The organism is Pseudoalteromonas distincta, assembly GCF_000814675.1.
In the GTDB taxonomy this organism is placed as follows: Bacteria; Pseudomonadota; Gammaproteobacteria; order Enterobacterales; family Alteromonadaceae; genus Pseudoalteromonas; species Pseudoalteromonas distincta.
Genome location: NZ_JWIG01000021.1, coordinates 231,412 through 244,651 on the forward strand (window position 1 = coordinate 231,412; position 13,240 = coordinate 244,651).

The 13,240-nt window shown below is 35.8% G+C and carries 12 protein-coding genes; 7 read left to right on the forward strand and 5 right to left on the reverse strand.

Going from position 1 to position 13,240, the window contains the following annotated elements:
- Window positions 1–156 precede the first annotated feature (156 nt).
- Window positions 157–828, reverse strand: a complete 672-nt coding sequence (locus QT16_RS13415) for an inovirus Gp2 family protein (RefSeq protein WP_039488706.1) — start codon at window positions 826–828, stop codon at window positions 157–159.
- A 461-nt stretch (window positions 829–1,289) separates the two neighbouring features.
- On the opposite strand from QT16_RS13415, the gene QT16_RS13420 reads away from it, so the two are divergent.
- The 3 genes from QT16_RS13420 (at window position 1,290) to QT16_RS13430 (ending at window position 4,150) form a co-directional block, all read left to right on the forward strand.
- Window positions 1,290–2,588: a hypothetical protein gene (locus QT16_RS13420; RefSeq protein ID WP_039488707.1), complete on the forward strand. Its 1,299-nt coding sequence runs from the start codon at window positions 1,290–1,292 to the stop codon at window positions 2,586–2,588.
- Window positions 2,589–2,786: 198 nt separating this feature from the next.
- Window positions 2,787–3,266, forward strand: a complete 480-nt coding sequence (locus QT16_RS13425) for a hypothetical protein (RefSeq protein ID WP_039488708.1) — start codon at window positions 2,787–2,789, stop codon at window positions 3,264–3,266.
- Window positions 3,266–4,150: a reverse transcriptase family protein gene (locus QT16_RS13430; protein ID WP_039488709.1), complete on the forward strand. Its 885-nt coding sequence runs from the start codon at window positions 3,266–3,268 to the stop codon at window positions 4,148–4,150. The genes QT16_RS13425 and QT16_RS13430 overlap by 1 nt, the downstream gene beginning before the upstream one ends.
- Before the next feature lie 200 nt (window positions 4,151–4,350).
- Here the strand turns inward: QT16_RS13430 and QT16_RS13435 are convergent, their stop codons facing one another.
- The gene (locus tag QT16_RS13435) at window positions 4,351–5,550 is read right to left on the reverse strand and encodes a tyrosine-type recombinase/integrase (protein ID WP_039488710.1); all 1,200 of its coding nucleotides are present in this window, start codon (window positions 5,548–5,550) and stop codon (window positions 4,351–4,353) included.
- A 304-nt stretch (window positions 5,551–5,854) separates the two neighbouring features.
- On the opposite strand from QT16_RS13435, the gene QT16_RS13440 reads away from it, so the two are divergent.
- Both QT16_RS13440 and QT16_RS13445 read left to right on the forward strand, forming a co-directional pair.
- The gene (locus tag QT16_RS13440) at window positions 5,855–6,391 is read left to right on the forward strand and encodes a YaeQ family protein (RefSeq protein WP_024593828.1); all 537 of its coding nucleotides are present in this window, start codon (window positions 5,855–5,857) and stop codon (window positions 6,389–6,391) included.
- Window positions 6,392–6,574: 183 nt separating this feature from the next.
- Window positions 6,575–7,180, forward strand: a complete 606-nt coding sequence (locus tag QT16_RS13445) for an alpha/beta fold hydrolase (RefSeq protein WP_004334986.1) — start codon at window positions 6,575–6,577, stop codon at window positions 7,178–7,180.
- Here the strand turns inward: QT16_RS13445 and QT16_RS13450 are convergent.
- Window positions 7,177–7,386: a hypothetical protein gene (locus tag QT16_RS13450; RefSeq protein ID WP_024597139.1), complete on the reverse strand. Its 210-nt coding sequence runs from the start codon at window positions 7,384–7,386 to the stop codon at window positions 7,177–7,179. The genes QT16_RS13445 and QT16_RS13450 overlap by 4 nt on opposite strands.
- A gap of 334 nt (window positions 7,387–7,720) precedes the next feature.
- On the opposite strand from QT16_RS13450, the gene QT16_RS13455 reads away from it, so the two are divergent.
- Entirely contained in the window at window positions 7,721–8,194 is a 474-nt protein-coding gene (locus QT16_RS13455) for a Dps family protein (protein ID WP_004334993.1), read from the forward strand.
- Between the two features lie 683 nt (window positions 8,195–8,877).
- Here QT16_RS13455 and QT16_RS13460 read toward each other — a convergent pair.
- Entirely contained in the window at window positions 8,878–11,817 is a 2,940-nt protein-coding gene (locus QT16_RS13460; protein WP_039488711.1) for a TonB-dependent receptor domain-containing protein, read from the reverse strand.
- 238 nt (window positions 11,818–12,055) lie between these two features.
- Between QT16_RS13460 and QT16_RS13465 the strand changes: the two genes are divergently transcribed.
- The gene (locus tag QT16_RS13465) at window positions 12,056–12,808 is read left to right on the forward strand and encodes a LytR/AlgR family response regulator transcription factor (protein ID WP_024597141.1); all 753 of its coding nucleotides are present in this window, start codon (window positions 12,056–12,058) and stop codon (window positions 12,806–12,808) included.
- Window positions 12,809–12,830: 22 nt separating this feature from the next.
- On the opposite strand, the gene QT16_RS13470 is transcribed toward QT16_RS13465, so the two are convergent.
- Complete coding sequence (locus QT16_RS13470) at window positions 12,831–13,229, reverse strand: hypothetical protein (protein ID WP_033020977.1); 399 nt, start codon at window positions 13,227–13,229, stop codon at window positions 12,831–12,833.
- Between the last annotated feature and the right edge of the window lie 11 nt (window positions 13,230–13,240).

A 13,240-nucleotide genomic window follows, 5' to 3' on the forward strand; every position in this document is an offset into this window, starting at 1 on the left:
TATGAGCACTCTTTTAAAGTGTGATAACACCATTTATTTTTTAGGTTCTCATAATGGTATTATGAGAACTTGCCACCCCTTATATACTAAGGGTTTAAGCATATTTAGCTAGTTGAAGGTCTCAAAACACTGTTAAGTAGCTTAATGGGAAGTTGATTACCTTCTGCTGCAACCAAAGTAATTATCTTTACTACCAAAAGCTTTTGTATCAACTTTTGCAAAATAACTAACTCTAAAGAATAGCTGTTCAAAATCCTCTGCAAAGTTTTCACTGTTCCTATTAAGCCTGTATGTATGATTATCAGGAAATTCTAAACACTTACCCGCATCATAGGTTTCAATCCCTATAGACTTGGCCCAGGCCCTTATTATACGAGAAGCCATATTATCACCATTACCTTGATAATTACCTAAACCATAATAAGTGTCTTTATTCAGAAAAATCGCAACATGATAATGGGGCATGCAAGAGCTATCTTGCTCTTTAACCCATATGTATCTCAAACTACTATGGTGAGCATTACCGTTTCTTTTAATTTTATCTTTAATGTCACGCTTTATTTCTAGATCAAAATTCTTAAAAAAGCTTGATATATGTGATGTTTTTAAGCTTGCAACTTGATCAATAATCCCAAAGCTAACTGGAAATCTTAAATCGAACCTAATAGCTAAAGTCCTAGGGTGCTCATTCAGGCTTTGAGTTAGAACCTGCTCAATAGATATTAAATAATTTTGTATCAAATCGCCCTTATTCCATACAGGAATATTTTTGTAGAAACCCCGTTTATTTATCACTAAGTTCCTATTAACTGGATGACGTATATTCATTATTTTCCTCTTGATTTTAGTTAGTCACATAAGAGGTGTCTCCTTAGTAATTATTTATCCATTATTGCTTTATATGTTTGACAAGGTAGTGCTGTGTATATATTACCTATACAGAAAAACAACCCATCAGATTTGTGTGGTATGAATCAAAAAACCATAGGCTGTTGAGTTGAATTTAACAGAAAGAAAAAAGAGAAAAGTAGTACCGATGTGGGATCAATTCATCTGCCTACAAAGCTTAATATTTGCTTTTTCAAAACTAGCATGCGATAGATCATAAAATAAAAACTAAGAAAATAAACACCAAAACATCTCTTACCCCAGTAAAAATAAGATCATACAAAGCATTTTAGTTACGTTTTTTTTACTATATATAGCTTTATTCTTTATGAATAAATCACTTATAAATTACGCTTTAGTTATGCTATAAATGAACTTCACTTGATAAGGAATTACAAAAAATGTCATGGCTAGACACATTCAAAAATGATGAAAGATCACTGTATTGGTTAGTTGAATATATTCATCACACTGAGTTGTTTCAGGTAAGTCAACCCCCTAAAAACATTAAAGAAGCTCGCTATATTATTCAGTGTTGGGAAAATGAATCCATTAATGAAACAGGGTGGCGTCTCAAGTATGAATTGAGAAAGTTAATGAAGAGTTACTTTGCAAATATGCTACCTATTGAGAGTTTCAATTGGCTGTCAGATAGTGAGCCAAAACAGTTATGCTGGGTATTTTTTTACTTGAAATTTAACCCTCCTAAACGCTATTACTACGCCCTCCCAAATAAGTACTTTCGAGATTTTGCTTGTAACGTTAAAGAGATTTACCCTCTAATCATTAGAATTTTTGATGCTACACTTTGCAGCGAAGGAGTTAAACAAGACTACTTACTGACTATGAAGCAAAGCTATTCACAGTTTGTAACAGGTAAAAGCCGACTTCCTTGGTTAGATATAAAAGATGAAGAAACATGTAGCTGGGTTTGGCGTTATCTAACAGAAAAAATAGATACGGCTATAGAACAAAAGGATACTATAAACTTCATAAAACCTATTGATAATGAGACAATTTATTGGTCTGTTATTGCGTTGATAAGTAATTGGAAGTTTTTAAACGGTCACTATTTAGAGCGTTTCGTTGCACCACTAACAAGTATTACTCTAGTTAGTAAATTCTTTTCTAAAAAGAAAGTTCCTAATCACAATAATACCGTAAATATTACAACGAGAAATGTGCCCTTCCTCGACCTGAACACAGAAAACAACTCTGAGGTCACAAATAAAGCACCTTTTTTAGAGTTATATTCGCATTATCTAGAATTAAAAAACGAAGGCAAAGCTACTCTTAAAAAAGCCTCATTAGAATCATTGAACTACGATCAATATGCACATTACAAAGTTAATCCTTACCCTAATAGCGCAATCATGGGATATGTAGAAAGAAAATATAACGGTATAAGATTTACAATAGGCAGTATAAATATTTACCCGGACGTGCCACTCCACTCTAACACATTGAAAATAAATAGAGTTTTTGTTAGTTTAAAAAGAGATAAACTTTCAACAACAGATGAATTAACTACCTCATTATACAACGCACACAAACAAAAAATACTTCGCCAAAAGAATAATAGCTCCTTTGGTTTAACCAAAGCCAACCAGAAGAAACTAGCAAGCTACGCTAAAAAACTAAATACTACAGAAAAAAAAGCACTGAATAAAATCATTAGCGATTATAAACCTTTATATTAAAGTACTTAACATATCTGGTAATCTAATATTAAAAAGACCTCAGTGTATAGCATGTGCAAGTTAAAACTTTTAAACCTTTGTTCTTTACAAATTTATTTCGCATCAATAACATAGAAAGAATTACTAAGATTATACGCTAGAGGGTCCTTCGAGCTAGGGCTCAACTTGGTAAGCTTTAAATATAAAAGGTGCAAATAAATGAGTTCAATGGCATGGGACGCATGGCAGGCTGGCATTACCACAACATTTGGTGGTGAAGGAGCTTCTTGGCTTTATGATGATGAGAAACAAAAGCCAAAACAGAATACGCATGCCAAATTTTTATCTTATTGGAACAGTATTAAACGCGATTGCGAAAAAATAGTAAGAGCTAAAGACTTAAGGAATAAGGTAGTTGTCAAATTTGGGGCTACAAAACCTTTAGCTACATGTGAGATTATCGTCCATCAACGTTTAAGAAATGGAACCTTACGCTACTATATCTTTACCTACGACATAAATTCGAACATAGTGAGAAATTTACTTTTATTAAGTATGTTTATTAAAAAGGGTGTGAGTTTAAACTTTATCGATGGAATGAAAACAATTTACTCATCAGCCACAACTACTTTTTGCACCATTCATAACTACTCCTTTTACACTCATATTAGTCAAGCGATCAATTTGGAGCAAATTTAATGGGAGAATGGGTGAGCGAAGGTAGCAATAAATTTTGCTACTACCTTAATGGTAACAAATCAAGACTTGAAGCCAAGAAAGTTATTTTAAAAAAAGGAGTAAAATCAAGGGATATATTTGTTCCAAACGAAGAGGGGAAAAAGTATTTTAAGAAATTAATCCCAGCTTTAGACTCTATTTTCGAATCATCCAAAATTGTTGATATAAGTCATGGCTTTGTGAAAGGTCGTGGAGCTGTTTCAAATTCAAAATGCCATCTAGGATTCAATGTAGGTATTCAATTAGATATACAAGATTTTTTTCCTAATATAACTGTAAATCACCTTAGAAACTTCTTACCTGAAAGGATACTAGATGTATGCTTTATTGAAGATCGCTTACCCCAAGGACTCCCTACCAGCCCAATAATTTCAAATATCGCAATGATCTATGTTGACGCAAAAATAAATGGGATGCTTTATAATTTAGTAGCTAAAGGTGAGATTGAAAGCTACTCACATACTCGCTATGCTGATGATATTACTATCAGTATTTCCTTATCTAAAGACAGGTTGAATGTAAATGGTTTTCGTCCTGGACTTTCCAGTTCTGTATTATACAGAAAAGAACGTTATGAATTAAAAGAAATATATTTGAGTATTTTAGAAAGAATAAAACTAAATGTAGAAGAAATACTTATCCAGAGCAATCTAGCTCTGCACCCAAAAAAAACTAAGTACGATTTTGCTTATCAAGGAAATAGAATTATAACAGGTGTATCACTTGGAAAGAAAAATATTCAAGTCTCAAGAAAAGTTAAACGTAAGTTACGTGCAGCTATTCACCAATCAAATGTAGGCAGCTCTTTGGGATTAATGGCTTGGGTTTCACAACACAAATCTTAATTAAAAGCAGAGGGGGCTATATTGTATAGCCCCTCACTTTGTGATTACGTTTTTTCGGCCGAAGGCCTGTGTATTCATTTACTCAAACTACCTTAATAAGTGGACGAAACATCACACCGAGTTACCTCAAGTGGTAGCAAAGCTAATCACGCATCAAATGTATTTGCAGATGCAATTTAAGTCAAGCTTTGATTGCCCCACTAACTAAAGCTTTCTATCAACTCACTCCACCAATTCATTATTGGTCTGCGTTGCTCTAAAAAGTCTGAGCGCATGTATGCAGCTCTTGTTTTATTTTCATCATTATGAGCTAAGCAGGCCTCAATAAGTAATGAATCATATCCGTGTTCATGTAGTGCAGTAGAGGCTATGGAGCGCATACCATGAGCCATCAGCTTATCTTTATAACCCAAGCTTTTCTTTATAGCATTATTGACCGTATAGGTGCTTGCATGGCTTTGTATGTTACGTTTATTTGGAAATACATATTCATGGTGACCGCTTAGAGGCTTCATTTGCTCTAGTATTGCTAAAGTGCTTGGGGTTAAGGGGACTCGGTGAATTCTCCTGCGTTTCATCTCTTTTGCCGGAATAACCCAAACGGCTTCTTCGATATTAATATCAGCCCACCTGGTTCTAGCTGCTTCTTTTGAGCGAGCTATAGTGTGTAGTTGCCACAAAATTAATAACTTAGTTTGGTTTTGTATGGTTTTAGAGCTATTTAAAGCTATTAAAAAATCAGGAAGCTCTTCAGGTTTAATCGTCGCCATATGTTGCTCTTTCTTTTTAGCAAACATATTTCCGATTTTTGCTAATCGATTGACATCAAGAACAACAATATTTACATAGTGATCCATAATTTGACCCAAACTTTCGCAAATACGCTTTACAGTCGAGAGCTTTCCATCTATCTCTATAGGTCTTATCAAATCGTATGTATTACGTCTATTTATAGCTTCTAAAGGTAAATCTCCCATCTTTGGAAATATATAAATCTCCAAAGTTCGCCATACCCTTTGTGCATGAGCTGACGTAACTTTAGTTTTCTTGATTTCAAACCAATGCTGCGCAGCAACAATTAATGTATTTTCAGCCTTTTGTTTTTCAGCTTGTTTTTTATTCTGTTCTTGAGCTTTTGGATTAATGCCTTGCACCAGTTGCTCTTGGCATTCAAGTGCTCTAATACGGGCATTAGCAAGTGATAAAGCAGGGTATAAACCTAAAGGCATCCTATTAAACTTTCCGCTAACTGGGTTTTTAAACTTAAACTGCCAAGATTTAGTCCCACTAGGTAAAACCCGCAGTTGAAGACCGCCACCATCAGAAAGCGTTTGCTCTTTGCCTGTACTAGTAATTGATTTTATTTTTTTATCCGTTAGACGAACTACAGGCCTGGCCATAATAAGCTCCACAGTGATGATTAAGGCTAGTATATATAAAATACAACCTCATGGGTACTAACGTGGGTACTAAAAATAGTAGAAGTAACAAGATAAGACTGGACAAACCCGGAATAAAAACAGGTTGCAACCATGTTTTTATTAGGCTTTTAATATAACTGCGGAGTGCTGCGGAAGTTAATTCAAGCGTCCAGGGAACCACTGGATAGCCATTTTTAACTCCTAACGTATAATTAACCGCTATTTTAACTGGCAATTCATTTAATTGCGCTATACTGGCGCAAATTTTTTCAGATTAGTTGTTATGGCTCTTAAATCCACCATTATGAAAGTGCAGTTATCGCTTAGCGATATGGACCGCCACGTTTATCAAGATTTTAATTTAACCTTGGCTCAACACCCATCAGAAACCGACCAACGGTTGATGATTCGCTTACTCGCTTTTGCGCTAAATAGCTGTGATGGTTTAGAATTTACTAAAGGATTAAGTGCTGATGATGAGCCTGAACTTTGGCATGTAAGCTATAGTGAAGAAATAGAACTATGGGTTGAACTTGGCTTACCAGATGAAAAACGCCTTAAAAAAGCCTGTAATAAATCTAAAAAAGTGGTGCTGTATACTTATGGTGAAAACAATCAAGCAATTTGGTGGCAAAAACATCAACCTAAATTGTATGAATTTAAAAATCTAAGTATTTTTAGCCTTGATTACGCAGCAACACAAGCACTTGCTGCTTTGGTTGATCGTGGAATTAAGCTCGCCATTACCATTCAAGATGGTGAAGTATGGGTAAATACCGATACAACCAATATTGAAATAAAACCGCTACAGTTAATGTAATTACGGTAGTTATACCAATTGCATTAAATTAGTTATCTATTATAGCGACAAATAAATAAGTCGATAACAAGGCGAAAATTATGACATATAGTTGTTCTATATAAATAATTTTTAACGCAGGTAGCGGATTATTTAATACGCTAGAATGATCATGTTTTTAATAAAATTGGTATTAGGGAGCATATGAAAGTTAAACACGTTATTGTTTTACATGGCTTGTATATGTCTGGCTTTGTTATGCGCCCACTTTGTTCACGACTTGAAGAGTCGGGTATGACGGTATTAAACATTACCTACAATACGCTCGACCCTCACCGCGATACCATATTTGCACAAATTGATGAGTGTATTTCTAACGAACCTGCAGCGCTTGTATGCCACTCAATGGGAGGGCTGATTGCACGTGCTTATCTAGAGGCAAACTCTCCTGCTAGCCAGAATATTACGAAGGTAATTACACTGGGTACTCCACATAAAGGCAGCCATATAGCGCAAAAAATGAAGCAAAAAGGGTTTGAATCATTTTTAAAAAATAGTGTTGAATTTTTGCTTACTAAAAATGGTAATTGGCCTTTTAAAGCTAAGCTTTATAGTATCGCAGGCGATTTACCTATTGGGCTTATGCCTTTAATAGTCAAAGGTAGCCAGTCAGATGGCACCGTATTACTAGATGAAACCAAACTTAAAGGTATGGCCGAACACAAAGTGTTTCATTTAAGCCATACCAGTATGATTTACTCGCGCCAAGTACTCGATTACATTTTAAAGTGCTTAAACGAGAAAGATTAATCCTCAGCATTGGCTGCTATTTTATAACTAATTAAAAATATCACAGCCAGTATCAGCGGAATGGGCGCCGCAATGTAACCAAAAAAATCTGAGTTTGCAAAGCTTGCTCCTGCTAAGTGCGCTACTAGCCCAAGCACAAATGCGATGACTGCAATTCCTACCACGATTAACTCTGCTTTATTTTGTTTCGCTGTTTTTGCATGCATGTTATCTCTCCTAATTATTTCGACAACATTATTATGCGCCGTTAGGGTGGATGATTTTTGACCTACATCAATAAAAAAATAGCTAAGTTATTACCTTAAATAAAGTTTGTTTTAGATCATGATTTATATACTTCTGGGTTTTATTTATTTTTGAGGGGTAGTATTTTTATTAATCAGTCCCATTTCTATTAATAGTCTAAAGTGAATACAGGTATCAAAAACAGCTAATAGGTTAAAACTATTAACTAGATACATTTAAACGATTTTACTAATTTATCGAAATTAGTAATACTTATCACAAGTTCACAAACAAACGGTTATTCAGGAGCAAGTTATGTCACATGTAAACGCAATTGGTCTAAACAGCGCAAAAAGCGAAGACATCATAAAGTCACTCAATACATTATTGAGTAGCTACCAGATTCAATACATGAACGCGCGTGGCTTTCACTGGAATATTAAAGGCCGTAACTTTTTTGAACTACACGTTAAGTTTGAAGAAATTTATAACTTACTACTTCTCAAAGTAGATGAAGTTGCAGAACGTATTTTAACGTTAGATGGCGCACCACTACATGCATTTTCTGATTACCTTGAAGTAAGTAAAATTAAAGAAGCTAAAGGTATTAGTGATGGTGTTACAGCCGTAGAAAACCTACTTGCTGGTTACAGCACATTAATTCACATGCAGCGTGATATTTTAAGCCAAGCTGGTGATGCAGACGATGAAGGTACAGCCTCACTAATGAGCGATTACATCTCAGAGCAAGAAAAACTGGTTTGGATGCTAAAGGCTTACTTAGACTAAACCAGCAAAAAAAAGCCCTCAATGAAGAGGGCCACAAATAGGGATAAATCGTTAAATAATCAAGCGATTCGGTTACTATATTAGCCTCCTCCCAATACTAAACAACGCCCCTGTTACCAGTGGCGTTGTTTTGGGTTTAAGTGGGTGTAATGCTCATATACCGCTATAAGTAGCACATTAGTTTCATATCATTGAATAAACGTAATATAGACTACGGCAATACTCTTATTCAATTTTAGCCTTTCCAGCCTAGTAGCTTCGTGAGTAAGAATCTTATCAGGATTTTCGCCACATATTTTTATCCAAGAAAGTCTATTTACTCTGAATAGAAGAAGCCATAATAAATACTAATTTATGGCTTCTTTTCTTCTAAATTTAGAGTAAAAATTAATTTTGGCTACACTATTAGATATTCTGTTATGGCCTAAATAAAGGAATTTAATTAAAAGGTAGGGTCGTAGCATGCGGTTATTTAGATGGGTAATTTTTTTGGTGCAATCAATTAGTAGTCTGACTTACTAAAATAATCATTTTTGAATGACAGCTTGTATAGATAGGGGCGAATTAACCGCCCCTGGCAAAATAATCAAAAGCAGGGGAGATTTGACGTTATGCACCTTTCCTTGCTTAAGATGCACAACGTAAATCTAGCTAATTATTTTAGTGAGCTATGCTCACTAAAATTAAAAGTTAATACTAAAATTAGCAAAAAAACGTCGACCGACAGCATCATAAATAGCTTCATTACCACCACTAGCAGAAATATATGCTGGAGGTAACTTATCAGTAACATTGCGAAGGCCAAAATCTACACGTGCATTATCAAGTACGTTATAACTTGCTGAAATGTCATGCGTTATAATAGAGCCGACGTAACCAGGCTGTAAATCCTCTTCGATATCTCCATCTGGTGATAAATCAAAGCGCGCAGAGCGGTCTGTATAGCGAGTAGTCCAGTTAAGTGTAAGGTCGTTATACTTGTACACAGCCGAAAAACGAGCCTGCCATTCTGGGTCTCCGACTTCTCCGTCTTCAACATTTACTGTATCTGGAAGATTTTGGAATTCAAAAACATCAAGCTCAAGCAGGTGATTTACAAATAAGTTAAACTTTAAATCACCTTCTAATGAATAATCACTAAGGCTCATATCGTAATCAAAATCTGCTTCAATGCCTCTTGTTGTTATTGATGCTGCATTTAAATACCCTGAACGAACTAGAGCAATATCATTAGTACCTGAATCACGATCTACTTGCGAACAGAATGCAGCATCTGGCCCACCTGCAGCATCAACACAGTTATCAATCACGCTTTGCGCTGCGATAAAAGAAATTGCGTCTTCAATTTCAATATCATAGTAATCAACTGTTAATGAAAAGTTTTCAAAAAAGCTTGGTGTCCAAACAATTCCTGCTGTTAATGACGTTGACGTTTCAGATTCTAAATTAGGATTACCACCACTAATAAGATCTACACTTACGTTGTCGTTAGCTTGAAAACCTGAATCTATATTTAGTGCTGCACAGTTAGCTACACGATTTGGATTATCGTTAATGCGATCAGCATCACAAGGGTCTGCTATATTAGCAAAGCCTGGTGATTGTGGATCAAATGCCTCTGTAATATTCGGTGCACGAACAGCTTGGCCATAGGTACCACGTATACGAACATCATCAATAGGACGATACAATAAACCAACTTTCCACGCATCAGCGTTACCTGCATGAGAATAATCAGCTGTTCTGTAAGCGGCATCAATAGTTAACTCTTTTGCAAATGCTACATCAGTTAATAGAGGTAAGTTGATTTCAATAAATGCTTCTGTTACATCAAATTCACCGTATGCATCAGGTGTAGCCGCGTTTGATAAGAACCCAGCTTTTGTAAATTCATCAGTAATGCTTTCTGAAGTTTCTTCTCTGTATTCAAAACCGGTAGCCAAACCAATTGCGCCACCCTGAAGCTCAAAAAACTCACCCGTATCAAATGTTACGCTGCCTCCAATAAATTCCTGGGTGATCGTATCTGTGCGTGTTACATCTGCTGATACATAATCTTTAGCCGCAGCTGAAGCCTGATCAAAACCAAAAGCATTATATGGTGTACAAGCATCACCATTTACACTAGCAGGATCGGTATATCCTTCACCTTGTAAGCTAGGTACTTGACTACGACATGCAGCTTCACCTGTAGCTGGGTCAATTACTGCATCAAGTGCAGCAACCAAATTATCTGGAATTAAATCGTTCAGCGTTTTTCGGCGATTATCTGTTTGGCCGTAAACATAATAAAAATCATAATCAACGTCCGTCTCACTTAAAGTAAAGATCCCTTTAAGCCCAGTTACAACGCGAAATAGTTCACGTTTATTATCTGCGCTACGGTTTCCTAATTCACCAAAAAATTTAGACATTTCAACGCTAGTAGTACCTTCACTAAGCAACTGTTGGCGTAGATTACTATCTAAGTATGGATTATCTTCAACGTTAATGAAAATACCGCCAAATTCAAAAGATGGTTGAAATTGCTGCTCAACTTCTGAACGCACAAATTTAAAGTCACTATAAAATGTATGATTGTCTGTAAGGTTATAATTTAATGTAGAACCAAGAGTTAATTTTTCTAGCTCAGGTAATACGTTTTCATAATCTTGTGTATTAGCACAAAACTCACATCCATCAGGGAAATTACCAAAGGCAAAGCTACCGCTTGCTTCCCGTGCTGGCATTAACTCAGCTCTACCACCATTATTAAAAGTATAAATACTTCCACTATCGCCAAATGGATTAATTACGCCATTTTCACTTATTCTTTCAGAAAGCACATTAGGCACTGTTAAACGATCTGGAATACCATCATTTTCACCAGTATTTAATGGGTTATCTACTGTGCCATAAGCATTTGTTTGGCGTAAATCATTGGCTAAAACTTGGCGTACTCTATCTTGGCCAGCGAAGAATGTTATATTACCTTTACCACCAGCAATATCAGTACCTGCAACAATACTAAAGCTATGGTTTTCAGTACCAACCCCTTCCGTTGAGTTACCAACAGAGGCATTAAATTGCAAACCATCAAAATTATCTTTTAAAATAACATTAACTACCCCAGATACCGCATCAGAGCCATAAATAGCAGATGCGCCACCAGTGATAATTTCAATTCTTTCTATTAGTGCTGAAGGTATAGTATTTAAATCAACTTGTGATGAGCCGGGTGCACCTGCTACATGGCGCTTACCATTTACTAATACTAATGTTCTTGCAGCACCTAAACGCCTTAAATCAGCAGAACTAACGCCTGCTGCTGCATTACTATCATTATTACCGACTAATGTGTCTGTTGCGCCTATCGACGGCAACTCAGCCAAAATACTGCCCAAATCAGGGGTGCCGCCTTTTGCGATATCTTCAGCTGTAATTGTTACAATAGGTGCTGGTTGAGAAAGCTTCGCTTTGCTAATTCGAGAACCTGTAACTTGTACGCGTTCTATTTTAGTTATTTCGTCATCTTCTGCTGCAACACCTTGAAATGAAAAGCTTGCAAGTATCGCGCTGCTTAGCGCAACTGTTAACGACGATTTTTTAAATAATCGCGCGCTACCTTTGTTAGTTAATGTCATATAATTCCCCTGAATTGTTATTTTTGTAACTAAATGGTTACTTCGCGGATTACAGTAAGGGGATTTATTTAAACACTCTACGGGCATTATTTATGAGGCGTAGTCTTTGGTACGAATAGCAGCTTTTATGGGATGAATCAGTACGTCACAATTATTTTATAAATATATTGTACTTTTCATAACAGTTTTTCCGCTAAGCACGGTCTTTATTATTATATACAGCAAGAGATATAAAATAATGATCGCTTCTTTTCATGCATTAACTTTTGTTAGTAACACTAAGTTTGCAACATTTTTAACAAAGCGTGTGCAAGATCACCGGCACTTTGAATCTCAATCTTTTCTTCAAACAAATAGATTAGATCAAATAGACACAGATCAATACAACGTACTGTTTTACGAACTAACCAACCTAGCTGACCCTATGCAAATAGTGCATTTAACTGAGCTTGCTAAAAAGCTGAAGTTAGTCATTATTGCTCAATCGGGACATTTTGCGAGTTTTGCCTTTGAAGTTGGCGCTGTAGATTTTTTAATATTAGATTCAACTGCATCACGTATTGATAAATGCTTTGATAAGCTGATTCACCTTTGCCCGATTGCAAGTGCGGCCGAACGCCAATACCAGCAAAGCACACAAGCTGAAAAGCCATCATCACACATTGTGGTTAAAGATGTAGGTAAGGTAAGGCTAATTGATATAAATGATATTATTTGGATTAATGGCGCGGGCAACTATGTAGAGCTGCATTTTACCCAAGGTAATACGCCGGTACTACATCGCGAAACCATGAAAAATATTGAACAACAACTAGAACCAGAAGGGTTTGTTCGTATTCATCGCTCAACGCTGGTAAGAAAACAAGCTATTTGCGAACTGATGCCTACTGACAGTGGCGATTATAGAGTAAGGCTGAAAAACGATATGTGTTTAAACCTTTCACGGCGGTATAAAGGGTGTTTAGAGAGTATTATAAGCCCTCTTCAATAGCGGTTTATAATACTCATGTTAGTTACCAGTTCTGTTTTATATAACTGTCATTTGGGTGCACTAATAAATAGCTTTCGGTATCTTTATAAAAATTAACTTCTACATCGCTATTTTTCCATACTTTTTCAAACATATTTTTAGCTATGATATTAATGTTTATATAATCAACTCGTTGATAGCCTCGTTCTTTTACACCGGCAAAATAGGCCTCTAATGAATCAAGGCCATCCAAAGTTAACAGCTCAAATTCTTTTAAATTAACAACCACAAACTTAATCGTATTTTCAGGATGAGTGCTCAACTCCTGAACAACGCCATTAGTCAACAGCATAATGCCTTCATTGTTAAAGCTCCCTTTCAATTTTAAATACATCTGAGGGGGCTGTGAACAAATTTGAAATTCACCATGTGCTCCAAACATAAATCGCCTTA